Origin of the sequence: Tatumella terrea, from assembly GCF_039523755.1 — a bacterium.
GTDB lineage: Bacteria > Pseudomonadota > Gammaproteobacteria > Enterobacterales > Enterobacteriaceae > Tatumella > Tatumella terrea.
Window position 1 is genome coordinate 256,296 of record NZ_BAAAFX010000018.1, and the last position, 25,464, is coordinate 281,759.

Annotated in this window: 28 protein-coding genes; 2 read left to right on the top strand and 26 right to left on the bottom strand. The window is 48.8% G+C overall.

All coding sequences use genetic code 11. The features are described 5' to 3' along the window. Positions 1 to 686 precede the first annotated feature (686 nt). Positions 687 to 1,271, top strand: coding sequence for a sugar O-acetyltransferase (locus ABD035_RS14420; RefSeq protein WP_212714747.1), 585 nt, complete (start codon positions 687 to 689; stop codon positions 1,269 to 1,271). Between the two features lie 371 nt (positions 1,272 to 1,642). Here ABD035_RS14420 and ABD035_RS14425 read toward each other — a convergent pair whose 3' ends face one another. From ABD035_RS14425 to ABD035_RS14440, 4 genes are all read right to left on the bottom strand, one after another. Next, a complete protein-coding gene (locus ABD035_RS14425; RefSeq protein ID WP_343870889.1) occupies positions 1,643 to 2,029 on the bottom strand; it encodes an HVO_A0114 family putative DNA-binding protein in 387 nt (128 codons plus the stop codon). A gap of 5 nt (positions 2,030 to 2,034) precedes the next feature. After that, positions 2,035 to 2,412, bottom strand: coding sequence for a toxin-antitoxin system TumE family protein (locus tag ABD035_RS14430; protein WP_343870890.1), 378 nt, complete (start codon positions 2,410 to 2,412; stop codon positions 2,035 to 2,037). Between the two features lie 603 nt (positions 2,413 to 3,015). Further along, positions 3,016 to 3,309, bottom strand: coding sequence for a hypothetical protein (locus ABD035_RS14435; RefSeq protein ID WP_343870891.1), 294 nt, complete (start codon positions 3,307 to 3,309; stop codon positions 3,016 to 3,018). Positions 3,310 to 3,347: 38 nt separating this feature from the next. Beyond that, a complete protein-coding gene (locus ABD035_RS14440) occupies positions 3,348 to 3,617 on the bottom strand; it encodes a hypothetical protein (protein ID WP_343870892.1) in 270 nt (89 codons plus the stop codon). Between the two features lie 131 nt (positions 3,618 to 3,748). Between ABD035_RS14440 and ABD035_RS14445 the strand changes: the two genes are divergently transcribed. Then, positions 3,749 to 4,774, top strand: coding sequence for an acyltransferase family protein (locus ABD035_RS14445; protein ID WP_343870893.1), 1,026 nt, complete (start codon positions 3,749 to 3,751; stop codon positions 4,772 to 4,774). Positions 4,775 to 4,798: 24 nt separating this feature from the next. Here the strand turns inward: ABD035_RS14445 and ABD035_RS14450 are convergent, their stop codons facing one another. The 22 genes from ABD035_RS14450 to ABD035_RS14555 form a co-directional block, all read right to left on the bottom strand. Then, complete coding sequence (locus ABD035_RS14450) at positions 4,799 to 7,087, bottom strand: hypothetical protein (protein ID WP_343870894.1); 2,289 nt, start codon at positions 7,085 to 7,087, stop codon at positions 4,799 to 4,801. A 66-nt stretch (positions 7,088 to 7,153) separates the two neighbouring features. Further along, positions 7,154 to 9,631, bottom strand: coding sequence for a host specificity factor TipJ family phage tail protein (locus tag ABD035_RS14455; RefSeq protein ID WP_343870895.1), 2,478 nt, complete (start codon positions 9,629 to 9,631; stop codon positions 7,154 to 7,156). Continuing rightward, a complete protein-coding gene (locus ABD035_RS14460) occupies positions 9,618 to 10,013 on the bottom strand; it encodes an NlpC/P60 family protein (RefSeq protein ID WP_343870896.1) in 396 nt (131 codons plus the stop codon). Before ABD035_RS14460 ends, ABD035_RS14455 begins: the two co-directional genes overlap by 14 nt. Then, positions 10,010 to 10,480, bottom strand: a complete 471-nt coding sequence (locus tag ABD035_RS14465) for a hypothetical protein (RefSeq protein WP_343870897.1) — start codon at positions 10,478 to 10,480, stop codon at positions 10,010 to 10,012. Before ABD035_RS14465 ends, ABD035_RS14460 begins: the two co-directional genes overlap by 4 nt. Next, positions 10,480 to 10,953 carry a hypothetical protein gene (locus ABD035_RS14470; protein ID WP_343870898.1) on the bottom strand — a complete coding sequence of 158 codons (474 nt, stop codon included), beginning with the start codon at positions 10,951 to 10,953 and terminating at the stop codon, positions 10,480 to 10,482. The genes ABD035_RS14465 and ABD035_RS14470 overlap by 1 nt, the downstream gene beginning before the upstream one ends. Then, positions 10,953 to 13,994 (bottom strand): tail protein (tape measure), encoded by a 3,042-nt coding sequence (locus tag ABD035_RS14475; RefSeq protein ID WP_343870900.1) that lies wholly within the window; start codon positions 13,992 to 13,994, stop codon positions 10,953 to 10,955. Before ABD035_RS14475 ends, ABD035_RS14470 begins: the two co-directional genes overlap by 1 nt. A 59-nt stretch (positions 13,995 to 14,053) precedes the next feature. Continuing rightward, on the bottom strand, positions 14,054 to 14,500 hold the full coding sequence (locus ABD035_RS14480; protein WP_343870901.1) for a hypothetical protein: 447 nt from the start codon (positions 14,498 to 14,500) through the stop codon (positions 14,054 to 14,056). Positions 14,501 to 14,600: 100 nt separating this feature from the next. Further along, the gene (locus ABD035_RS14485; RefSeq protein ID WP_343870902.1) at positions 14,601 to 15,269 is read right to left on the bottom strand and encodes a DUF6246 family protein; all 669 of its coding nucleotides are present in this window, start codon (positions 15,267 to 15,269) and stop codon (positions 14,601 to 14,603) included. A 53-nt stretch (positions 15,270 to 15,322) separates the two neighbouring features. Beyond that, positions 15,323 to 16,066, bottom strand: coding sequence for an Ig-like domain-containing protein (locus tag ABD035_RS14490; RefSeq protein ID WP_343870903.1), 744 nt, complete (start codon positions 16,064 to 16,066; stop codon positions 15,323 to 15,325). 62 nt (positions 16,067 to 16,128) lie between these two features. Continuing rightward, positions 16,129 to 16,518 (bottom strand): phage tail termination protein, encoded by a 390-nt coding sequence (locus tag ABD035_RS14495; RefSeq protein ID WP_025903270.1) that lies wholly within the window; start codon positions 16,516 to 16,518, stop codon positions 16,129 to 16,131. After that, positions 16,515 to 16,958, bottom strand: a complete 444-nt coding sequence (locus tag ABD035_RS14500) for an HK97 gp10 family phage protein (protein ID WP_343870904.1) — start codon at positions 16,956 to 16,958, stop codon at positions 16,515 to 16,517. The genes ABD035_RS14495 and ABD035_RS14500 overlap by 4 nt, the downstream gene beginning before the upstream one ends. 1 nt (position 16,959) lies before the next feature. Beyond that, positions 16,960 to 17,307: a hypothetical protein gene (locus ABD035_RS14505; protein WP_343870905.1), complete on the bottom strand. Its 348-nt coding sequence runs from the start codon at positions 17,305 to 17,307 to the stop codon at positions 16,960 to 16,962. Further along, positions 17,304 to 17,474: a hypothetical protein gene (locus ABD035_RS14510; protein WP_343870906.1), complete on the bottom strand. Its 171-nt coding sequence runs from the start codon at positions 17,472 to 17,474 to the stop codon at positions 17,304 to 17,306. Before ABD035_RS14510 ends, ABD035_RS14505 begins: the two co-directional genes overlap by 4 nt. Next, the gene (locus ABD035_RS14515; protein WP_343870907.1) at positions 17,474 to 17,851 is read right to left on the bottom strand and encodes a DUF7370 family protein; all 378 of its coding nucleotides are present in this window, start codon (positions 17,849 to 17,851) and stop codon (positions 17,474 to 17,476) included. The genes ABD035_RS14510 and ABD035_RS14515 overlap by 1 nt, the downstream gene beginning before the upstream one ends. Before the next feature lie 2 nt (positions 17,852 to 17,853). Next, complete coding sequence (locus ABD035_RS14520; protein WP_343870908.1) at positions 17,854 to 18,213, bottom strand: hypothetical protein; 360 nt, start codon at positions 18,211 to 18,213, stop codon at positions 17,854 to 17,856. Positions 18,214 to 18,222: 9 nt separating this feature from the next. Further along, positions 18,223 to 19,299, bottom strand: coding sequence for a major capsid protein (locus ABD035_RS14525; RefSeq protein ID WP_343870910.1), 1,077 nt, complete (start codon positions 19,297 to 19,299; stop codon positions 18,223 to 18,225). Positions 19,300 to 19,309: 10 nt separating this feature from the next. Beyond that, complete coding sequence (locus ABD035_RS14530) at positions 19,310 to 19,777, bottom strand: hypothetical protein (RefSeq protein WP_025903265.1); 468 nt, start codon at positions 19,775 to 19,777, stop codon at positions 19,310 to 19,312. Positions 19,778 to 19,783: 6 nt separating this feature from the next. Next, entirely contained in the window at positions 19,784 to 20,989 is a 1,206-nt protein-coding gene (locus ABD035_RS14535; RefSeq protein WP_343870911.1) for a DUF2213 domain-containing protein, read from the bottom strand. Positions 20,990 to 21,058: 69 nt separating this feature from the next. Further along, a complete protein-coding gene (locus tag ABD035_RS14540) occupies positions 21,059 to 21,571 on the bottom strand; it encodes a hypothetical protein (protein WP_343870913.1) in 513 nt (170 codons plus the stop codon). A gap of 21 nt (positions 21,572 to 21,592) precedes the next feature. Next, positions 21,593 to 22,579, bottom strand: coding sequence for a phage minor head protein (locus ABD035_RS14545; RefSeq protein WP_343870914.1), 987 nt, complete (start codon positions 22,577 to 22,579; stop codon positions 21,593 to 21,595). Then, entirely contained in the window at positions 22,527 to 23,978 is a 1,452-nt protein-coding gene (locus ABD035_RS14550; protein WP_343870915.1) for a DUF1073 domain-containing protein, read from the bottom strand. The genes ABD035_RS14545 and ABD035_RS14550 overlap by 53 nt, the downstream gene beginning before the upstream one ends. Before the next feature lie 11 nt (positions 23,979 to 23,989). After that, positions 23,990 to 25,462 carry a terminase gene (locus ABD035_RS14555; RefSeq protein ID WP_343870916.1) on the bottom strand — a complete coding sequence of 491 codons (1,473 nt, stop codon included), beginning with the start codon at positions 25,460 to 25,462 and terminating at the stop codon, positions 23,990 to 23,992. Between the last annotated feature and the right edge of the window lie 2 nt (positions 25,463 to 25,464).

Here is a 25,464-nt window from a genome sequence, read left to right on the forward strand (position 1 = left end):
TACGGTAGTTATCTCCGTTATTCCAGGCAGGTTAAGCCCGGAAAAAGGTTTCAGACGTGTCATCTTATCCCTTGAAATGAATCATTTTCTCACACCCGGCCTGCACTGTCGGTACCCTGCTAACGCCCGGCGGAGCATGAATTCAACCAGCCTGTGAGGTTTCCCCGGATTATACGCGTTTATCGATGATCGCTGTCAGTGATACGGGCCTGACTCAGGCAGCAGTACAGGAGGTCAGGAGGTCAGGAGGTCAGGAAGTCAGGAAGTCAGGAAGTCAGGAAGTCAGGAAGTCAGGAAGTCAGGAAGTCAGGAAGTCAGGAAGTCAGAAAGTCAGAAAGTCAGAAAGTCAGAAAGTCAGAAAGTCAGAAAGTCAGAAAGTCAGAAAGTCAGAAAGTCAGAAAGTCAGAAAATCAGAAAATCAGAAAATCAGAAAATCAGAAAATCAGAAAATCAGAAAATCAGAAAATCAGAAAATCAGAAAATCAGAAAATCAGAAAATCAGAAAATCAGAAAATCAGAAAATCAGAAAATCAGAAAATCAGGAAATCAGGAAATCAGGAAATCAGGAAATCAGGATTATGCTAAGACTGATAGTCGCCGGTGAAATGTAAATTACTGTCAGAAACATAGCCTGTACGGCCGAAAATGCTTAGCCTCAGAACAGCCTTTTCTGCTCAGGAGAGCGTATGACGAAGATAAATAACATTACCGGGGTTCCGGATGGCCAGCTTTATGACCCGAATTATGATGCAGAAATCATCACTCGCCGGGAAGCGGCAAAGGCCCTCTGTATGCGCTATAACCAGGCGGCTCCGGCGCAGCGCCCGGCCCTTCTGCAGGAAATCACCGGCAGTGTCGGTCAAAGCCCCTGTATTGAACCGCCTTTCTTCTGCGACTATGGCAGCAATATACACCTCGGCGACCACTTCTATGCGAATCACAATCTGGTGATCCTGGACGGTGCAGAAGTGAGGTGCGGCGACCATGTGTTTATTGCCCCGAATGTCGGCCTGTATACCGCCGGACACCCGCTGGACAGTGCACGAAGAAATGCCGGACTGGAATATGCCAAACCAATCACCCTCGGAAATAATGTCTGGATTGGTGCCGGGAGCTCGGTTCTGCCCGGAGTCACTATCGGAGACGGTGCAATCATCGGTGCCGGGAGTGTGGTCTCCCGCGATATTCCCCCCAATGTGGTTGCCGTTGGTAACCCTTGTAAAGTGATCCGGGAAATCAACGAGGCGGATGCTGAACGAACCGATTTCTGAGCACGCCTATCGCAAAACTACGGGAGCCGGCGGGATCGTCGTGCCTGCGGGTTGGGTAAAGGAGAAAACTATGCTGCTTTCCGGAGCCGGTACGTTCACCCCTGAACCCATACCGGCCAGTGCTCATGGGCTGAAATTTTCTCTGCCTTTTGAAACGGAAACAGAAAATGATAACCCCTTTTGGTGATAGCGATCTTAATCGCAAATGAGAAAGAATGGAAAATCTGATGGAGCTGCTTTTGAAGGGGAAACAAATTGACGCGGATACCATCAGAAAAGCAAGATCAGATTACGACGCTGGTAAGTAACAAAATCAGCAACCCGGAAAGCAAAAAGCCCCCCTGAGTTGTCTTAACGTAGATTTAGTAAAATCAGGCAGCTGCTTTAGCCGCGAATTTTATCTTAAGCTCTTGTTTTATTTGTATCTCGAAATCAGTGAAAAGCGCCACCGGTTTTACGCTTTTACCCTGCTTCTCAAGGCGAACGAAGCCTCTTGAGCTAAGAGTTTTTAAGGTAACCGATAAGTTACTTTTCTGTCGTCCGCTCATTTCGGCAAGCTCAGTGATGGTTTCTGGCTGCCGGGCATCCATAAGCTGTAGTAACTCAATGTTATCATTACTTAACACCTGAGCCAGTGCATTTACAGAGGTAAACCATAGCAGGGGCTCTCCCGGCTCAGGCTTGTACTCGCCTTTAACTATAGCAAGCATCCTTTGACGGATGTGCTCTTCCGGCATAACACCAATAAGAGCTTTCATATTTTTTAACCTCGATTTTCTCGTAGTGCGACGACTTCTTCTGTCTCCCTGAAGAAGTCCTCAAGAAGCTGCGCTGCTGACAAAAACTCGTACGGGAATCCTTTATCGTGTGGAGTACGATGCCTATGGTCGTAAACTACTCTTCCTGAATAGTGACCTTTTTTAGGAGTTTTTATACCATGAGCATTGTCTATACCGTAGACGCGGGTATTGTATTGGTCGTGCAGTGTTAAGCTATACCTGATCCCATGCGGAATAAATGATGTTGGCTTAACTTCCCGGGCTTCAATTTTCCACCAATAACCATCATCCCGGTACACTGTGGAGCCATGTAGTGAAAGTAAGTAGTCTAACCCTTCATCTCTTTCCATATCGGCTTTCATTATGTTATGACCTGATCATAACTACAATTACAACGATGTCAAACACAGCGAAGTACTTTGGCACAAAATGAGACATGCTCCACTGCCCCTTCAACCGCGTCTCTTTCATAGTAAAATCATCATCAACGACCTTGTCGTATTTTGGCATTCAGCAACAGGTAATTTCCCTGCCCTTTGACACGGAAACTGAAATTGATCACCCCTTTTGGTGATATCCTTGCGCTGACCACGCAGGTATCTGTACCCTCTTCATATCTGCTGACAGAGGGTCAGCCTGCCTGCACGGATTAGCCGGTGACGTCGTCACTTCCGGGTAAATCACGAGCAGACAGATTAGCCGGTCGCCAGTTCCGAGGCCCCGGGGATGTACAGGAATGAACAAGGCAGAAAAATTGAACGTATGTAAATACCCCCAGTTGAATCAACTGAAATTATGTGTAAAAGACAGGACGGTAAAGCATGAAGAATAAAGATGTACAGCCTACCTTCCTTTTTCATGATTATGAGAAATTAACTTCAAGTTGATGATTTAAATCATATTTCAAATCTACGATTATCAGGTTGGTACAAAATTTGGTACAACCTTAGATTTTCAGACCCGAATTACAAACTCTTCACGAAGTACGTCACCACTCCGATCACCCTGGCATCCTCCAGTGCGTCACCTTCGAGAATTCCACCGTCAGTAATAAACCGGCCGGCACCCACTGTGGCGAATATCTTCTGGCCGGACACTTCCAGTAAGACGACCTTCCCCATCTTCACCCGCAGGCCCGGTTCGGCCACGGCATATCCTTCATCTGTCGGGATGATGACAGATGATGCGGTGATCCCCATCACTGACTCAGGGGTTAACCGTGTTTCAACGTAATCTGTTGCGGGGGATGGGAAGGCCATGTGAGTTCTCCGATGTTTTATCAGAGGTTAGGTCATAATCAGGCGGCCAGATAGCTTTTAAGTGCTGACTCAGCGACATCAAGAGGGTTTCCGGTGCCCGGGTAATCAAATTTAAAAGGGTACAAACTGGCCCCCGGCGTATCTCCCACGGAGGTCTTGAACTGAGCTATCCCCGTCTTACCGTCAAAATAAGACAGACTGACGGCTTCGTATGTCACGTCTACTTTGTCTGACCCAGAGGAAACGCTGATACCAAGCTGGTTATAGAGAGAGGTTTTATCTAACGTGGTCGATGCGGTGAATGACATATGCTTTCCTTTGTATTTAATTGATTTAAATATAAAAATCTCATTGATTGGCCTGAAATCAAAACTAGCTAATTATTTATGATGTTAAACCAAGATTAATATATCCTTACATGGGATATTGAGAGGTGGCTATGAAAAGTGAAGATAAAGGAACAGTAATCGTTACCCTGCAGTGGCTAAGAGCGTTATCTGCAGTTATGGTAATCATTAATCACATTACCCTGAAAGAAAAAAAGTTAGGCATAGTGAGTTCTGCCTTTGATATCGGCGCAATTGGTGTTGATATATTCTTTGTAATCTCTGGGTTTATGATGGCTAATATTTTTTACACTAAAAAACCAACTGCGAAAAAATTCATTTTAGATCGCATAAAAAGAATACTCCCACTATACTACTTATTCACAATCGCATCTTTGATATTACTATTGATATCCCCAAAAATCATTAACACAGATACAAAAACAGCGATATGGCAATCCTTTTTATTTATACCATTAAAAAAAGGTGAACTTACATATTTAGTAATGGTTGGGTGGACTTTGTGTTATGAAGTGATGTTTTATTTGATATTCACTATCAGCTTATTAATAAAAAAGGAAGCCGCACTGTACACGGCATCTTTTATCACGCTAGTCATTTCAATGTACGGTATCTTCCTCGGTGGTAACTCAAGTAATATTTACATATCCGGAGCATCCAACCCGATAATGATAGAGTTTGTTTTTGGCATGGCTGCATATGAAATTTCAAGACTAAGATCCTCACTATTGGTAACAATAATAATATCTACATTATCTATATTTACATTCACTCCATCAGAGGCAGATGACAGGTATGTGAGTTGGGGGGTTCCATCGTTAGCCTTGGTTTTGATAGCCAATTACTCAGAGAAATTCATTACTAAAAAAAACTGGCTTTCATATATAGGGGATTGCTCATATGAAATATACTTAAGCCATATATATGCAATAGGGTTAATTTATTACTCAATGAAAATCTTTCACCTCCCTGTGGACAATCAGCCCTTCCTCATCATATGCTTTATTTTTTCTATCGCAACAGGCGTTATTTGCAAAAATCAAATATCAGAAAGAATAAAAAGAATGAATCTACCTTCAGCAAGAAAAAAATATAGCTTTAAGTTGCACAGTGAGTAAGGCGTAAATAAAAATATTAATCTACTACGTAGACTTATTGATCTGCGTCGCAGTTATGGAATAAGGTACGCCATCAATGTATAGAACAAGGTTTCGGGTCACGCCGGATGATGACTCCCCGGACATAAGATCAAGTGTTGCAGCCCCAGCGATTAAACGTCCGTCACTTGCAATACCAAGGCCGCCTTGCCTAACATTCCCTGAGGTATCCTGTTGCCAACCGGCCCGGTTTATCCACGAGGTCATCGGCGTTCTTGCATCAGATGGGGGGTCTTCCTTGGTCACATCACCGAACCACAATGTTGCACTTAAGTTTGTGTTGTTGTACTGAGCCACCACATCCCCGGGTGAACTGACATCTGCCCGCAGTGAACACATTGCATTGATTCCGACCTTTATCCAGAGCTCAAGGTTATCCCCCCCTCCACCAGTGAATCGAACATCAGTAACCGGGCCACCATGGTTTGACCAGTTAATATGCTGAGCTGAGCTATCAGATTTTCTCTGAATATTTATCAGTGAGTGACCACCGTGCTGAGTTGACCAGGGATTAACCGCAGTAGTGTCCCACACGGCCCCTGCATCACCGGTAACCTTAATCTGTAGTGAACTGCCTATATCCTGGAACCAGAATTTACCAACGTAATACCATGTTTCGACTGTATTGGAATAAGTATTAATCAGAAGTGGCCCGGCAGCCATACGAGATGCAACAGTACCATGAGAAGTAAAAATTCCGTGAGGCTCCAGCAAAGACTGCCCGGGAAGATATGACGTGTTCCATGCGGTATCAACGTTATACCCAGTCTTCATATACTGAGGCTGTATATCTGAAGATATCAATGTGAAATTTGAATTAAACAGATCAAGATAGCATCTTTCTGTTCCGCCGCTTAAATAAGTGTCTTCAATGCAAACGGAAGACATTATCACCTGTGAATCGGTTAGATCCCCCGGATTACATCTTTCAGCCCAAAAGTTAGTCATTACAGACTGGCGCAACCTGGGAGCGTAAATAAGAGGCTCTGGGTAACAAGCCTGATAGTTTGTATTTGACCATTCAACTGCAGTGGGGTGGTCCCAACTTCCTGATGATTGGTTATCATAGCCAATATTGAACAGTCCTCCATATACACTGTTACAATATGTCTCATGAAATTTAGTATCAAGTGTGTCAATTAGTTTAAATCCAAGCCCACCGACATTATATAAAAACCAGTAGCAAATATGAACATTTTGCGGTCCAGACTGAATGTTCTCAAAGAAAGGCTGGATGTTACTCGGAGTTCCTCCTTGTATACTATCTTGTCCCGTCGTTGCTGTCCCCCCGGTTAAAGTGGCCTGACCGTCAAAATTAAAATAAGCGATATCTACGTCATAAGCCTCAATTTTTATTGCCGGGGAAGTTGATTTGTCACTACTAAGTGTAAGCAGGCAATCCCTTCCGTGTGAAACCTTTGGACCATGGAGTTTAAAGGCGTGGTTATTTGTACCTAATGCTTCAGTTGTGAAATCCAGAGGTGATGAGTAAAAATTACCCGCAGGGAATATAATTCCAGGACACGTTGTACCACCTATACCCTGTGACCACAGATGCATGCTGATAATGGCATCGTGGTTATCAAAAGTCCCTCCCGGTACGCCGCCAAAATGCAGCACCGTAGCTTCATCTTTGTTACGGCACCGCTGCCACGCCCAGGAGTCAGAAACCTTTGCAGTAAAACCACCGTCATCAGCGTAACTACCGGACACGGCAACGAACTCATCACCGCCAAATGAGGACTGACCATAAGGTGTAATATCCTTATTCCAGGAAGCTAAAAGCACCCTCTGCCCGGCATATGCTGGTACCAGCAGGCGAAGATCAGCGAAAGATGCTACCTGACCAATAAGGGAGTAACCTAACTGAGCAGCAAGCTCTTTACGTATCACCGCGTCACCCAATGCAACAAAGTTGGCTTCATCTGCCGCCCAGGTTGTCGCTGTATTGCCCGTGGTGGTGTATGGGAGGGTGACGGAGGCTTTTGGCCGATAAAACTCGCCGTTATATGCTGTTATCTGGTTCCGGCGCTCAAAAGTGATTGGTCCATCAACATAATCAGCAAGTGGCTCGTAGCCAGAGTTCAGCAGGAATTGCTGGAACTGGTTATTTATCCCTTCCGCCGTAAGGTGCTGCTTACCAAATCGATCAACGTAGGTTCCATCAGTGGATGTAGCCCACTCGTCTACCTTCGCTCCAGCAAACACCACATCACGGATATCAGCGCTTGGAACCGGTTTATTTGTCGGAGTCGGAATTTTGTAATCTGCCATTTTGTCGCCTTTTAAAAACGGCAAATCCTCAGAAATTAATCTGATTGAAGGCCGTTAGTGGGTTATTTAATTTGAGTAGAGGTCTGGGGAGTATTCAGTCAGGGTAAGGGTTTGAGTGTTATCACCATTGGGTTTAGCACTATCAACCCGCCACATTGTCGCATTCAGATCTGAGTCTGTTGCGATGAAATAACGTGATGGGGACTGAATGTAATTACCGTCATAAATATTCAGGTCAAATGTGTCTGCAGCAGCACTGAATGACCTGGGATTACCGTCAACCGGTGAGCATTCCCAGCGACCACGGTAACCACCTTCACTGTCAGTCATTACTACATATAACTGCTCGGCACCGAATATGATCCGCTCTGATGTATAGAAAACATCTCCGTCCCTGCCCTTTAGGTATCCGGTTTGCTGTGCGTTGTCGTACATATCCGGACACTGAACAACCGAGCCTCTCACCACTTGCGTCTGCTCAAGCACCTTAGCGGTCATGGTGAGGCGGGAATAAAGAATTTTCCTTGCTTCCAGGTATGCGCGGTCATAGGCCTGTGAACTATTGCTGCAGCCTGATAAGCTGATTTGATTGGCATTACTTGTCGCATCCCCGACCTCAGTAATGCCATTCTCATCAATTTGCAGATAGACATATGCTTTTTTATTGCTGGTCGGGTCGGTGTAATCCAGAGTCACCCCGTCATATCCGCCAGGCAGAGACATTGCATAGGCGACCTTATAATCATCCCAGAACATGTTTGACCTGGAGAATACAGTTTCAGGATAGGCCACCGCCTCATCGCGCCAAAATGTCAGGGTGTCGCCAATCCAGTTCATTGATACCCTGGCCACATCACATATGGCCTGTAAACGCTCACCCAATGGCTGTGCGGCATCTGAGAATGTGTAATCGAAATATCCAAGCTGTGGATCGGGAAGCCCACCGGCAATTCCGTAGAGAGTCACTACATCCAGCCGGCTAATATCCTGCTTTCCTGTGATAACCCACTCATGAAGAACCGCATCGGCAAATGAACGAGATGGCCTTAGCGTGTAGTCAATCTGACCGGTTGATGAGTCATATGAAATTACGTTCCTCTCCGCGAGCATGTTGTACTTCTGATCGCGATTACTGTTGCTGTCATCATCCCCCTTAATGGTGACCCTGACCATTGTGTCATCGGGGTACACAACGCCACTTCTCACATTAACCGCGTGGATTGCAGCCAGCGTGACGACATTAGCGTCATTACTGTTATCAAGCCTCTCTACCGATACCGCGTACCGGCCAGAACCTGCCGATGGGGTAAATTTATGCGTGGTGCGATAATTTTTCGTAGTGACTTGAAGATTGTTATCAAAATAATAATCGGATGTCTCAGTCGTCCCGGATATAGCGTTGTTAGAGCTATCAACCTGCCAGACTGAAATTCGATACCTGGTCGTGCCGGCCGTGGGACCTAACTGCACTAAAACATGGACCCATACCTGGGTAGAATCAACTGGAGATATCGCGGGGCCGATAACCAATGGCGAATTATCATTAAGAGTGAATAATGTATTATTTATTGCTGCATCAGAAGGCAATGAAGCAAACTCTCCGGATATGTCCCCGATAACAAAAGTTGTTCGCGACACACTATCATCACCTACAACCCCCTCTGAGTACGTAATAGTTCCGCTCCCAGTGACATTGCTGGTTACCTTTTCACCGTTCACATTCCAGGTTGCACTTACGACGAAGGTTATCGGGTGCGGGAGAGATAATGATTCAAAATAAGAGAAATTATCATCGTTAGAAAGCACAACGGCTATAACCTGATTACCCGCTACAGACACTGATCCAGGGGAGGCAGTTGTGGCTGTTTGAGACGGATAATCAGCAGACTCATTTAGCCCGGGAACTTCCTCATTATCAACATCATCAAAAGTATAACCGACTTCGATATCTCCCAGCTGATCACCAGGCTGGTATATTGAATAGCTTGCTCCTGCCAGATTTCCCAAATTCGATTCAGAATACCGCACCGATGAGATGGTGTATTTTCCGTAACCAACCTCAAACCATTCAGTGATATATTTTTCATTATCCTTGTATTCGAAAAGAGCCTCCTGGATAAGGTCAGGGTAAGCCCTCACCTGACCGTAAATATTCGGTCGGCCTTTATACAGCCTTGCCCGGTTGGTTTGACCAGTCAGGTCATTATTTGCGGATTCCCCGGTAGATACTGAGGGGGCTGAAGACTTCTGAGAAGCCCCCAACAGTTTCATCACTCCGGAAAGAACCTTAGTTACTGGCCGGAGAACACTGGTGATGACTTTGCCTACCCCACCCTCCGGCTGGTCAAAGACGCTCACCACATCATCGGGCTTTGGCTCGTAATTCAGGTCAAAGTCATCTTCAAGTGTTCGCCCATTTATCCGAACGACAACATTGCTATGGAGATTTTGCTTGTTTAGCCAGTCTAACAACTGAGTCTCGTTGCTAATATTTCCGCGCTCAAAAGGCGATCCCGGCAGGCGTTGTATTTCATATTTCGCCATATTTAAGATACTCCACCCTTTGATAAATTTTCATCAGCGCCAGTGGGCTATCAACCCTAACGAATCCGTGCTCGCCGCGGGAGTGCAGACATTTCCCCGGGGAAACGATTACTCCGACATGTGAAGGACTATCCCCACGATAAAATACAGCCAGACAACCAACCCCGGCACTGTTTGCCTCCTGCCATTTCATTCGCTGCTGGGTATAGCAGGTAATAAAATCCGCGTCAGACTCATAACCGGGAATATGATGAAGCTCTTTCCCCAGGACGTGCCTGTAGTAGAGCACCACAAGTCCCCAGCAATCCATTTGATTAAAATCACAGGCACGGTTAGCCCACGGCTTGCCGATGACACGCCGTATAAATTCATCATTCGTCATAAATTCAGAAGTCCGGGATAGTCTTTTGTGGTGTAGATGATTGGGTTTGCCAATGACAGAGGGTTGGTCAGACTGGCGGTAATGGTCACGTTGTTCGCATCCAGCGAGACATCTTTAACATAAAGCGAATAGGCGTTAAGCGCTGCAGAATCACCGATGTTATCCCACACGCTGTAGGTGCATGATATGGCGCTCATACGCTGTGCACCACGCCATAATTTAAGCGTATTCCTGACGTTTTCAGCACCGGCAACAAAGGTGATCGTCATTGATATGGTCGCAGTTCCATCCTGAGCAGGCTCCGTCACGCTGAATCTGGCCGGCTGATAGCTGTCACCTCCGAATGTTGCTGCTGAAAACAGGTTGTTGACCGTTCTGTAATATCCGAATGCCGGATGGTAAAAGGTCACTGTTTCTTTGAGATCAGATGCCGGCCGCCGTTCCTTCCACTCTTTTAGTGTTGTCATTACGCCTCCGGTAAAATCACTGTCACCAGCGGGTCGAGCCAGTCCTCATAGCCTGTAGGTGCCTCAACAATCCAGTCGTCATAGTCTGCTGTGCCATCATTGATACCATTGCAGATAACCGTAGCTGTCCAGGTAACCATAATTCCGTCCTTACTGGTCTGAACCGGCATTGCCGTAAAATGAAGTGTCTGAACCTGCGGCCCCTGATTGTCACCAAGGTCTATCGCCATCTCAAACCAGTTGCGGCCACTATCGCAATATGTCGGAGACCTCAACCATGACTTGAACACCTGAGCCTGCTGAAGCGTGAATAACCATGTCAGAGACCAGGTGGCTTTCAGGTCAGTAGTAACCGGGGTGAAAATCGCAGGGCCGACCGCTGGCTGAGTCGCTAAAAAGCCGGTGTCCTGCGTCATATTCTGGCTGGCGCGTTGTGGTAACGGCAGCCTGTCAGGGTATTGAACGGTTGCCACTAATAATCTCCTGTTGCTTTACGGGACAAGCCGAATGTGGACTGAACTGATGATGACATTGGCCCGCCTGATTCCATATCCGTCAGGAAGGTCTCAATCAGGACCTGGCTTCCATTCTGGGTTGTCTGGTTTTGAACATTCACGCCACTGGCGTAATTATTGACAACATGAGTTACGGATACGCCCGAAGAATTCCCGCCGGTGATATCCTTGTTGCTCAGAACGCTGCCGTTATCTCCGGGGATCATGTATTGACTGCCGTTGCTCGCCTTGTAAATCTCAGGCAGTCCGGATTCTCCAACCTGATATAGCCCTCCGGGGGATACCGGACCGCCATTCTTTCTCATGCCGGTAAGGGCAAGCCCCTGATAAAGCCCAACAGTGGAACTAATACCCGCCATTGCAGGAGCCGCGTTTCCACCAAGGGTTGCAAGTGAGGCCATAGCCGCCGCCGGTGCCCAGGCAGTTGATACCATAGCTGCTTCCCCCATGGTGGCCGCTGAAACGGCGCTCCCCATTGTCTGCTGAATAATCATCTGCCTTACCCATTCGGCACCGGCTTGAACAAATGAGTTAATCACAGCATTAAGAACCGTATTGCCAAGCGACTTCATCGCATCAGATACACTCATCGTTCCGGTGAGTATTCCAGTCAGTGCATTCGAGGCGTTATCAGCAAAAGCATCAAACCCTGCTGTCATTGCTGAATAGCCTGTACCTTGCTGACTTAGCAGGGTCCACTGCGCCGCTGTACGTTGCTGCTCATATTGAGTATTTGCCGCATTCATCAGCGCGAGGCCCTGCTGTTCTGTGAGAACTTTTTGCTGAGTGAACTGCTGAATAAGGGCTAACTTCTGAGCATTTTCATTCGCGAGTTGCTGAACGGGATCAACCTGTCCGGCCAATGACTGCTGAGGCGTGACTACACTCTGGCTGTTAATTTTATCCAGGTTAGAAATATGTTCTGCGGCCAGTTTTTCAGACGCCTGCTGATATTGTTGCTGGCTGATAATCAGATTTCCCTGGGCGTCTTTCTGCCCTTTCAGCAACTCAAGTTGAGCGGATTTATTCGTGTAATCATCGTTTTCAGCCACTTCAGGGATTAGGTTTCTGGCCTTGAGGGCTGCCGATTGCTGCCAGATAGCTTCAGCATATTTGGCTGCCTCCTCCCGTTGTGCGGCTGTAGCATTTTTACCGAGCGACATTTCGGCACGGAGTTTAGCCTGCTCCAAAGTTAGGTTTTGCGACGATACTGCATTGAGATCTGACTGCTGGCGCATCTGCTCCAGCTTCTGAGCGATACTTGCTTCGCTGGCGGCCAGACGCTTAGCTTCTGACGCGGCATTTTTTTTTGCTTTCTGGTTGTCCTTAACAGCCTGAGTATTTTTGTAGGTCTGCTCAGCTTCATTCTGCATCTGAAGTGCCTGAGGGCTATCAGCAGAAAACCCTGCATCTTCAGATTTATAAAGCGCCTGTAACCTTGCCCGGGCGGTACCCTGTAGTTTTGACAGGGCAAGATCACGCTGAGATTGCTGTATCAGGTTTTTCTGTCCGGCTGTCAGGTTGTCCATTTCGCCTTTTAGCGCTGACACGTTAGCTTTTGCATTGGCGGATGTGGTAACCAGATCAACCAACTTCCCAATAAATGTCGTTAGCGCCGCCTGACCGTCAGTCGTGGATGACTTAATAGACTGGAGCTGCAATACAAGCGCCTGGAGTGCTTCCGGTGATTTTGTCTGAGAGACGTTTTCAAGTTGTTTGGCGAGATCAAATGCCTGCTGCTCTGAAATGCCAAAGTTAGAAGACAATGCCCCAATAGTGGCCGAGAAGGTGGCAATTGATCCCCTGCTTATGCCGGCATTTGAAGAAAGCTCTCTGAATGCTTCGCTCACACTACTGGTCTGAATATTAGCCGCCTGCAGGATGTCATTGAATGCACTGATGCCAACCATTCCCCCGGAAAACGCTGCCTTAGCAGAATCCCCAAGACCAAAAAGAGAGGTCGATGCATCCGTGATAGCATCCGGCAATTTTGATATTGCCTGGTTGTACTCAATGAGGGCCTGATTTCTCAGTATCGTCGCTGCTTCGGCGTTAGTTTTCGCCAGCAATGCATACTTATCTGACAGGGCTGCCACCCCGCCTTGAGATACGGTCACTACCTGATCCAATGCATTGGTTGCAGTGGCCAGGTCTTTCATAGTGTCTTCAGCGTTACCCATGCTTTTAACAAGGGTGCCTACTATCACAGACCCAAGAGCGATAATTGCGCCTACAACCGCACCACCCGGACCGAAAGCCCCAGCCAACTGTGATCCCTGCTCACTGAAAGCCAATATAGCTGACTGACCACCCTGGACCTGAACAATAAAGTCCTGAACCTGGTAGCCTGCCTGCTGCATACTGTGCTTCCAGTTAACATGACTTTTAGCGCCTGCATCGGTGCCATTTTTCATGTCATACAACTGGCCGGTCAGATCACCAATTTTGTCCTTTTCGGCATCAGTGGCACCTGATCCGGCACGCAACTGAGCTGCCAGGATTGCAGCGCTCCTTGCACCATTCTCCTGAGCTTCATCGAGAATAGCTAACTGGTTACCTAACCCTTCGATTATTGATTCTGCTCGGCTGAATTCGCTGCTGGCTGTGCCTGTGCTTGTCCCGGCACCGCGCATGGCTTCAGCTATTGAGTTGGCAGCACCAATCAGGGAGTTCATAGCGCCCTGCATTTGCGCCAGTGTCATACTGGCCGCAGCTGAGGATGCATTAGCTTGCTGAATAGCTATAGCCATTGCGCTGACAGTTGTATTCAGCGTTTGCATCGAACCATCCACTGATTTTGTAGATGAAGCGATTTGCGTCAGAGATGAAGCGGCAGACTTGCTGTCCTTACTCATGCTATCCAGACTCTTGCCGGTCGATTGCGCCGCTGAAGCCATATTATCCAGCGTTGAATCGACCTGTTTAGCACTGGTCAGAAGCTTTGCTGTGTCGATATCAACATCAAAATAGATTGAGCCTGCGTTCTGACTGTCTGCCATTTCCTATTCTCCGGGCATAAAAAAACCCCGTCGAAGCGAGGTCTAGAATTTAGCGTTAATTATTTGCAGTATTGATCATGCTCTATTCGGTATTGGTTGGTCTGTATGACCACTGCTGTTTTGTAAAACTTATCATGACCAGAATAAAGCAACGGATACTTCGAATATTTGAAGGTGATAGCCTTGTCGCTAGCAGAATAAATAAACCTTGCCCCTATCCTGCTTAGTTCTGTCTTACCTGAGACGACACCACATACATAATTGTTCCCATCATGCTTAAATGTTTTCATATCAGAAAAAGACAAGCCATCAGGTACTGAGAAATCATTGTCACAGGAAGCAATAGCGAATGGCCGTTTCGATATATCACTCTCAGCCATGGACGCCATCAATGAACATGAGCTTTTCAACTGAGCGGCAGTTAACTCCTCCCTGATAGCGCCCTGAGCCTCAGACTGATACTGGTCTTCGCCTGCAATAGCAACATGGCTGCACACTGCTAGCATAAACAGTAATATTACCTTCCTCACATCCCTATCCTCATTGGTAAAGTCAAGACCAATCCTAAAGGTAAAGTTATGCAATAGGAAGCAAGAACCCGAACACTTATCCCTTCATTCGCTTATCTTTCATCACAAAGTAGTCATCAACTACCTTGTCGTACTCTTCACGGGTAAAGCCTTTCTGCTCGGGGTATTTGGCGTTTAACAACAGGATAAACTCTGTCATGGTGAGATTTTCGGCTTCAGTGCGCGCCATGCCAAAGTGATTTCTGGCAGCATTGATGTACTCAACCGCCCGGAACTCTTTAACCGTTGCTTTCGACTCATGCCGCTGCAGCAGCCTGACCTTCGCCCTGCCGATAATACCGTGGATTATCAGCTCTGATGCAATCACTATCAGGTCGTTGGCATCGATCCGGCCTTTTCGCCAGATAAATGCGCGCTTACCGGTGCGTGACGGGGCAATCTCACCAGTCAGTGGTGTGGCGTCAGTTTCACAGCAGGCATCCATGACAGTCACCGCGGCTACAAATGCGGCTTTACCTTCTGCGGAGTTATTGAGGTAACGCAAAAACCATTCAGGCAGTCTGCCGAACACCGACAACGCCCCGACTATCAGCTGACTCAGGTTGTCATTGTGCAGTGCATAGAACGTCGAAACTATTTCCTCCGGAGTGCCGATCTTGGTCATATTCGCGAATGATGGCCGGAAAAAGTAATCCGTATCACCCACAGAGATAACGCATTCCCCGATTTCCTTAATTGGTGTCATTTTTCAGCCTCATAATCAATATCAAGGGCAGTCGAAACCACCCTTTGGATTGGTTACGCTGCTGTAACCGTGATTGCACTGGTGGCAGTGAAGCTACCATCAGAGGTTGTAGCGGTAATAGTTACGGTACCGGCTTTCACGCCGGTCACCAGACCGCTGGAGCTAACAGTTGCGACCGTTGCATCAGATGTTGACCAGGTCACCACCTGATTAGTGGAATCGGTAGGCGAGACGGATGCCGTTAACTGGCGAGTTGCTGCGACTGCGATACTTGCAGCGGTTGGCGCAACAGTAACTCCGGTGACGGCAACAGTGTCGTTGATATCGTCAATGGCGACAGTGGAGCCATCAGCGACCTTGAACTCTGTAGAGAGCGTCACAATGTCGTCAGTGCCGCCGTCATTGCTCAGAGCGGTGATTACCATGTACGCCTGAATCATGATCTGTCCGAAGTACATACGAACCCACAGCGTAGGCTGACGCGATGCGTTTACCTCATTGACGTAATACTTGATAAATTTGTATATGCCGTACTGGTCAGATTTATCGTTAACCCGGACTTCACCTTCAAACTTCAGAGTCAAATCATTCGAGGTGACTATGTTTTCAACCCACCCCTTAGTGTCGTCGGCAGAAGAGCTTTTGGAGTTTGGGTTCATGTCGAAGGTTTTTGATGTGCCGGCCGCCAGGAGCATAAACTCCGACTCGGAAGGAACTGTATCGGCGCAACCGTCAGCCACTTCAAGAATGACGGCGCGACCAAACAGTTTTGTATTATCGGTGTTACATTTAGCCATTTTCAGCCTCTTTTGAGCGTAAAAAAGGCCGCTAAATAGCGACCTGTTCGGTTTGGTTCGGGTTACTCCCCATAGGTGCAGACAAACTGCATTCGCCAGACCAGACGACCTTCTGCTGTCTGAACCGGTGAGGGAATCCCACCCATATTTGTTATCTGCCCCACACAGGAGTCAGACAGAGGGTTTTGCTGCACATAGTCGATGATGGCCTGAACATCAGTTTCTGATTTGGCATAATCACCGGCGTTCTTTCCAGTGATCACGTCAACCATTACGTAATACTCAGCACCTAAATCACGGTCGATGTTGCTGCCGCCATTTGGCCGGATCACAATGAACCGGTCAGTTAATTTTCCGGTATCAGTCCAGACAAGCGCCTGAATGGTATAGCCAGTCGTCAGGCCTGCATCAACAAGAAGATTGCGGACCCGCTTATGCATTGGTGGATTCATCTGGACATCTCCTTATGCACCACGGAAATCACGGCATCTTTCGCATTTTCAGCGCCTTTCGTCAGAAAGTGCGGCTCTGCGTGAGGGTCCCAAAAGTTACCTTTGTCAGAAGCAAACCCCACCTTGCCGGAGCTGGTTTTAAACGACTTCACGCTGGATCTCGGCTTGCCTTTAAGTTTGCCAGGCGCATTGTGAACATACACGGCATAGTCAGCAGAGTAGCCGACGCGGCCGGTAACCATCGTTCCGTTAACCATCAATTCCCTGTACTGAGAGTTGATGAGCGTTGATGTATCAATAGGGGTAAGAGTTGCAGCTTCAGACCCTATTACGATTGAGGCTGCCTGTACCGCCCTCGGCGCTCTCCTGCCCTCAATGTCACTCACAAGCGCGTCCAGACCTTGCTTTGATGCCTGTATACCACGTACTTTAATCCCCATATCAGACTCCCGTCAGAATGGCGTAGTCATCAGCGAGGCGGTCAAAGGTATCTGCATACCGGATAACCTGCATCACTTCATCTGCACCGGCAGCAACCGGGTCGGATTCAGCAGACTCGCCAATAAGGATGTAATCCCCCTTCTCGGCACTTGCGTATTCGGACCAGAACGTGTTTTTAACAACCTGCTCTGTGCCAATGTCGCCAATCTTTGCAGACAGGCCGCCCTGATATTCGGCCATAATGGTTTTCGGTGCAGAGAACCCTAAATGGTCGCCGTACTCGTTAACTCCGAGGCTACTCCAGATCGTGCATGGTGCAGTATATGACCACCTGGATATATCACTCATCTGCACCACCTCACGACCTTAGCGCCTGTGTCGGCAATCTTCCGGCAGAACAGGAACCACTCACCATCCGATTTCAGATACGCCGTGGTTTTCCTGCCAGTGTCAGTTTCCACCCATACCCGTTCGAGCATTTTCGGTAACCGGTCAGCGATATCAATCCACTCCATCAGCAGCCCCCCACGACTTCAAAGAGACCGACCTGATTACTGCTCAGCGGCAGGTCAGACAAGCACCCATTGGTGTCCCATGCCCGGATTTGCTTCAGAAGGTTATCAGTACCGGCAGCATCATAAGCAAATGACCTGGAAGCGCCGGACGGTGCTGACTGTGATGATATCTTTCTGGCACCAGACAGGGCCGCAAGACGCAGTGTCGCGTAGATAAGCAGGAGCTTTTGTGTGCCGTCTGAATATCCGGCCCCGTCCATACAAGCAGAGGATGCGCTGACCTGACCCAGAAGCAGCGTGAGCAGTGCGTCAGGAATCGTGAAGCCCAGCTCAGCCATCATCGGTTTTACGTCATCAAGCGTGATTTGGGCTGTCATGGTTATTTACCTTTGGTTGCTTCGGCCAGCGCAGCCTCTGCGGTGTCAGCACGGTTCTTTTCGGCTTCCAATGCAGTAGCATGTTCCGCTTCTTTTGCGGTTGCGGCATCGGTTAATTCACTAACCTGCGCCAGCGCAGCATCGAGCTTAGCCTGAATGGCTGAAGTGTCGGTGTCAGTTGAACTTACCGGTGATGCAGTCACCAGTTTCTCGCCTTTCTTTTCAGTCGATTTCTCGGCCTTACCTGCAGCGACCCACTTGTCGGCCAGTGAGTCATCAACGTCATAGGTTTTACCAGACTCCAGTTTCTGGAGGCTGGCACCGGCAAAGAGGTTTGAAGCCAGAATCTTTACGAGTGCCATAACTTATCCTTAGCTGTGAGCGTAAACGACTGAGAAGTGACCCTGAATGTCAGTTTTCACCATTAGTCCGGCAGCACCCCAGGTGCGCCATACGTAATCGCTGTTATAGAACGGACGCGGATCAGCAACAGTACCGAATGCCTGGCCGACAATCGGCGCGATAACGCCGGACTGCAGCGGAACAATCAGCACCTGATTACCGGTGAGCTGCGCATCAACCTTGATGGCAGAAATACCGGACAGTTTAAGCAGTTCTTCGTACACCGTTGGCGCTGCATAGCTGTCGCTGAAATACTGCTCCAGATTGGACATGACATCCTGAGATACGTACCAGGTCTGATTGCCGTACTGCAGGTTGGTAACGCGAACTACATCACGTAGCGAGATTGCCTGGGCGCGAATAGCTTTCGGGTCGGTGGACGTTGCGAGGTTAGTGGCCAAAGTGACCTGAGCAACTCGATCGTCAGCTTTCAGGCCCTTCCACGTTTTACCGTCGAACTGAACGTAATTACCTTCGCTATCACGGAAGCCATTGAAGATGTAATCCACAAAGGTCCGGCGAATCTGAGCGGTAGATTCTGCCTGAGCGTCAGAAATCACGTCGAATGCGTCAGGGTTGTTCAGGCGGCCATCACGCCAGTTGAACTTAAAGCCGGTATCATGCACCGGCACCATGGTGCCATCGTAATCGTATGCAGTGGCATCCAGTGCAGCACCGATCTGGCCGGACATTGAGGTATGGCCCCACATTTTACCGCCTGACTTCGCGTATTCGTACACAGTTGCATTGATACGTACGGAGCGGGACAGCGGCGTCAGGTCATTCAGCAGAGTGAATTCATCCTGATTGGTGAACTGTGCCAGCACGGTCTGATCGAACGTTTTGTACAGGTCGGCCGGAGAGCGCACTGCGTTGATACCATTGAGTGTTGAGGCGATATTCACGCGACTGGCAATTTCTTCCATCACGTTCATTCCCTGATGGTTCATTGCCGCCTGACGCTCCTGATTCAGTTGCGCGAACTGATAGCTGTTAACAGCCAGGTTATTGGTCTTTTCGCCAATAGACTTCGAGAATACAAACATTCAGTTATCCTTATTTGAATACTACGCGAACCAGATCACCGGCCACTGCAGTCAGTGCGGTATCTTCTTCGACATAAGCGAACACAGTGTCAGCAGCCACTGCCGGAGTGTCACCGCTTGCAGGAGTTCCTGCAGAAGCGACCTTAATCTGACCATTAGCAATAGCCACTGGCTGCCCTTTGGTGTACGTGCCTGCCGCTGCAGGAATATTCAGGAACATGCCAGACTGTGGCTGGATAGCGACAACCAGGTCGCCCGCCGCAATGGTGTCATCTACCGTTTTGCAGCGCAGATAATCGAAGTTGGCCACGTACAAGATCGCCGACTCATCACCTGCCACTGATGCAGTGAATTTACCGGCATTGAAATAGCCGACAGTGCCGGGCTGGGTTGCCGCCGCTGCCGCACCTTCACGGTTAAGCAGAGGATTGGCGAAGATGCCGCCAGCGTGAATTACGTGTTTACCGTCTTTAGCCATTTGTCATTACTCCGGCATTACTGAGATTGATTTGGTTTCGGTCGAGTGGTTGAAAGCACCACTCAGGCCGTGCGAGGTGGCGCACTGCGCATACAGTTCTTTCAGAGGCTCACCGTCCAGCGTGTTGACCGCAATGTCAGTCATGCCGAATTTGGCCTTAACTGCGGTGCGCATGGTGGCCTTTTCCTGATCAGCGTTAGCGGTCAATCCGGACTTAACGGCAGCCAGATCATCAGCGAACGGTTTAAACCACGCTGGCGCTTCCTGATGGTTGCTGGCACTTGCTGTAGCCGCGGCATCAGCAGCCGCTTTGTCGTCTGCCTCTTTCTTCAGGCGGGCAGATTTTTCTTCCGGTGTTTCGTCCTTTTTTGCTTCTTCTTTCATGGCTTTGTTGTACGCATCCATCAGCTCAGCATCGGACTTACCTTCAGTTTCGATACCTTTAGCTTTCAGCGCGTTGGTGATGAGTTCTTTCATCGGGTCTGCTTCCTCGTTGGGTTGTTTGCTGTTGGCGCTGAAGAACGCCTTTAGCTGTTGGAAAAATGTGTGTGCTTCAGGTGTTGGCTCGTCAGGTAACTGGGATTCAGCAAGGTTCACCACCTCGATTTCCTGCTCAGTGCCGTCTGAGTTAACGAAAATCCCGACACCATCCGCAGGAGTGCCGGCACCAGGTTCATCGAGAAGCACGGCCACATGGTCAAAGTCCATGTTTGTCGCAATCTCGTTGTACTTTTTACCTCTGGACTCTCCATTTGCGACAATGCCGGAGTACATCAGGCCGGTTGAGATATGAACCGGGTCGGTGTTTTTACCCGCGGCCATTTCATCCAGTCGGTTAATAAGGCGCTTGCCATGCTCAGAACCTTCGGCATAGCGACGGTCAACGTACATATCACCGGTTACCTTTCCGCCGGAGTGCTTCACGTTTTGCAGCCAGGCCCCGACATGGAACTGATTAACAGCCTGCACATCCCGGGCTGAGATATGCTTGCCGTCGATTTTCGGGTGGCCGAGCGGCATCGGGTTTCGTTCGAGCGTTTTATAGCCCTTGCTGATTTCTGCTGCCGGGTACAACTTCCTGTTCATCACAATGTCATCAACAACAGGCGTGATGCCGCGCACGATGATGTGATCGCGTCCGTTGATGGTTTCAGTTGAGATGTTTGAAGCGGAGTTGATGACCGACAGCACGTTTACGCAGTTGCGTGACATGCTGTGTCCTCACTGGTGGTTTCCAGGCAATAAAAAACCCGCCGTAGCGGGTCATAACTTCTTCACAGATTACTTAAACCTTAACTCTTTCCTTGCATCATCAACGATTAGGTTGATCAGTTTTTCTACCTCGGTTGACATCTCGGAATATGCAATATGTTCAGGGTAGTTTTCCTCATAAACCGCTCTATTAGTCTCTATCTCTTCTTTTAAAAATTTATCAATATGACTTTTTGTATTCTTACCGAGAGAAATAGGAGCAAGTACATACAGGCGCCTCAACTTTGAACTCACCCTGTTAAATTCTTCCCAATCAAAACTATAATCGATGTCAGTTTCGAGTTTTTGCTCGGCTTCATGAATACGCTCATAATGCATGGAGGCTTTAGTAAATAAAACACGTATTTCTATGAGCAAATCCAGCAAATCGCCATAAGAATTATGTTTCTTTTCCCACCACTTCTCTTGGTAGAACTTCGATAAAGCAAATCTGGCTGTTAAGACGGAGGCACAGATACCTGTAATTACTCCTGACGAGTACTTTAATAAAACATCAATAATATCAATTGCATTTGATGTCATACATCCCCCTGTAGATTTTAATTAATATATCCTATCACGCTCCCACTGTTCACGCTCTTTAGCTAGGCGCTCGACCATGCCGGGATTAACTATCTCCCCGTCATCATCCAGAATCACCGGTATCTGGCTGCAGTAGCAGTTATAACGATTGCCGTTCTGCGAATACCACTCTTCGATTTCCTCCGGCGTATACGTGTGACCATGCCGGGCAACATGCCATGCGCGGGACGTCGGTTTGAGTGCCGACAGGTGCAGCATTTTGGTGTTCAGCCCGAGAGTATCGCGGGGCCAGACTGTTTCTGTTCGCTGAGCATTGCGAAGTGCCCCGACCAGCTCAGTCTGAGCGATGTTCTTTGCGCTGCTCATTGACACATCAAGCCGCTTACTGACTATCTGCGCCGTTTCACGCGGATTGATACCACGCGCAACCGCATCAGTAATGACACTGGATAAATCAGCCCGGGCTTTATCGCTGATACCTTTCCAGTCGCTGTATGTGGCTACCTGCGCACTGGCTATCTGGTTCAGCACACCGGGTGATGACAACCGGTCGGCCAGCGTGACTTGCTGCTCGTAAAGCGCGGACTGTACCGAAAGATTACTGACGGCCATTTGCGTGCCACGTTCATATTCATCCTGCACGTAACCCATCGCCCATACATTTTGCTCACCACCCTGCAACAGCCATTTATCCAGAATCGCCTGAGCGCTCTGTAACAGACTGGCCAGCTTCGCGGCGGTCATGTCGTAGAGGTACTTTCCGATATTCACCTGGAACAGCGTGGCGGGGCCTGATTCATTGTTACAGGCCAGATATCCCTGCCGGGCGTTGGTTTGCACTTCTGAGCCTGTTAGTTGCAGGTCAAATAGTGTTTTGAGGTCCGTTTTAATACCGAGGTAGCGCGTTTCGATGTCGCTAAACATCCGGCTTACCTGCCGTGATGATTGTGTCGGGTCAGCTTTGTTGCGTGGTATTACCGGCGTCCTGAGAACCATTTTCGTCATCATTCAGCGGGTCCTTACCTGTTTGTTTAGTGTTCGGGTCCGGCGGTGGCACTTCCGGCACCGGCTCAAGGCCGCCAGCTGCACGGATTTCATTTTCAGTGATGGATGAACGCCCTAATGCCGCCTGTGATTTCTGAGCCACATCAGCGATGGTAGACATGTTCGCCAGCTTTTCCGTATCACCAGGAGCCAGCAAGTCAGACCAAGTGATAGTGACTTCATCATTTGCGGGCGCATCTATAGCCCCGATGGTCCACAGCCGGGTAATTACCGCCGTCACAACGTCTGTCTGGAATCCATTCCGCCGGGAATTGCACCGGCCAGCCCACGCTGATTTGTCTTCAGTAGATGCCAGATTACCGGTTTGCTTCCCGAACAGGATATTGAACGGGCACTGAATCGTTGACGTGTAGCTGTTTGCTGACACAGTCCATGACGGAGTTGGATCGGCAGCAGCTACTGACAGAACCGATGTGGTGCCGGACTGAGTAACCAGCGCCGAATCAGTGCCGCGATTCAGCTTCATCATCTTATCGTTCATGGCCTCGCCGAGGTCTTTATACCCAGCGTCTTTTGCCATCTGACTGATAGTGGAAAGGTCTGTTTGCGCGTCGAACGCAATCCCCAACTGACGACTGGCGTTCTTCAGGAACCCCTCAGCACTGCCGCCTTTGGTTTTCTCAATGTCCAGCAAGTCGTTATAACCGGCCTCATTCAGCGGGATGCCGGACAGGATATTTTCGTCTTCCGCACCTTCCGCGAGGATGATTACCCGATCCGGATGCACCGTAACGCTGCGTGTCGGACCATATGAGCCGTTATCGTCAATCGGCTGTTCGTTAAACTGGTATTCAGTCGGCTGGCCGTAGGTATCAGACAGCGTGTCGATATCGTAGCTGGCCGGCTTAATTTGCGACTCCCATGCGGGGATCATCCGGACAATCGCTTTCTCACCCAGACGCCTGACTGTGGCCACGTCAACAGGCTTGTCCCACGTATTGCCATCTTTAATTTGCAGCAGTAATGCTGAGTACCGACCAACGAGATTACGCCGGTCAGCGTCCTTAATTTTCGACCAGAAGCGCTTCATCACCCGGGTAATCATGACTTCCCATTCAGTGTTTTGTGCCGCCTCGTCAGACTCCGGACCTTCGATGATGGTTGGCAAATCTATCCAGCACGAATCAAGCGTTTTATGAACACCGGAGTATGCCGCAGAGTTGCGCCGGTAAGCGCGATACAGAAGGTCAAACGGGACGCTATCGGGATAGCCGAATTCATCCCATAGCTTTGTGCGTTTCGTGTTGCCGTTAAACTGGCTGGCGTACAGCATTCGTTGCCGCCCTACCGACTCAGCAAGGGCATTGACGAGGAATTGTTCGCCATTGGTTAATTCACTCACTGAGTGGCTCCTTAGAAGAAGATTGCACCGATTTGCTTACGGTTACGTTTAGTCACTGCGAAATAGCGAAAGGCGTCAGAGCCGTGTGATGTCCAATCGTGATACGGCTTGTCTTTCCAGCACCCGCGCTTGTCATCCCATTCCTTACGGTAGGACTCCAGTGCCAGGATGCCGTCAGCGCATTTCACATCGTCGAATACGCAATGCTTCAGGATTTCACGGGCCGACTCTATGCCGGTTGCTACGGACTCTTTTGGTACAACCTGGAAGCGTATTGAATATCTCTGCCCGTCGATTACATACCCTTCCCGTGCAATCTCTTTACGGGATTTGGCATCGCTACCAAATTCACGGTTGTCGATGTCGTGCGGCCCCCAGTGTTCACCGTATTCATAGCCGCGGTCTTTCAGCACTTTCATGTAGTGCCGCAGACCTTCACCGCTGTTTTCGTAGTAGTCGACGATGTGATATTCCTCACCGACAAACCGGACGAACCAGATAGACGTTGAGTCACCGACACCAATATCCCAGTAAGTGTGAACCGGCAGATGTGAGTTATCAGGCAGTGTTCCAATGCGCTTCTGCTCGTACAGCCAGCGGAACTGCTTGGCGTAATACGCACCCTCAACAGACTGCTGGAATGCTTCGGCGGGAATGGTTGGATATTCCCGCTTCATGTCATCACCGAGCGTTTTCTCTTTGGCGTAATACCAGGCTTTCTGCCGGTCGTTCAGCGCAATGTCATGCTTAGCCTCAATCTCAGCGAAATATTCGCTCAGACGCTGCGGTATTGGCTCCACCGGGTCGATTGCATACAGGGGGTTCTTCCACCATGAGAAAAAGAAGAACTTCCAGTCGAGATTCGACAGCGGCTTGCCCTGCATCTGTGCCTTTTCGGCAGTCTGGCAGTAATCGAAGAAGTAACCGGCGCGACCTTCGGCTGTGCTCTCAATTGTGGTGAAGCAGTCAGTCGATACGGCCTCAAAGGCACCAGTCACAATCTCCCGGGCTTTGTCAGGAAACTTGGCGCATATCTTCCCGAATTCGGAAACGTGCAGATAACGCAGCGTTCCACCACGGAATGACGTGCTGATGTAGAGTGAGCCGCCTTTGCTGAATACCAGTTCGCCGGCAGCGTCATTACTGGCCGGGTTTGCCGCTTTGATACCATCAGGCAAGCGGTCGTAGGCGTATTTAATTTTCTCCCTGAACAGGCGCTTTGCATCATTCAGGGTGTGAGCTATCAGGGCGCATCTGGCTGCCTCAAACAGTGCTGCATCCAGCTGGATAATGCAGACCTCAGTCGTGAAACCTAACTGGCGGGCTTTCAGGATGATGTTGCGGGTGTGTATCCCTTCAAAATATTCAAGCTGCTCCGGCGTCATCGTGAACCGGACGGGCTTACCTTCTTTGTCGGTAATCCAGTAAAGGTGATTTAGACGCCAGAGCTTATCCCTCAGTAATGCGAGGTGTTCCGGCTTCATGG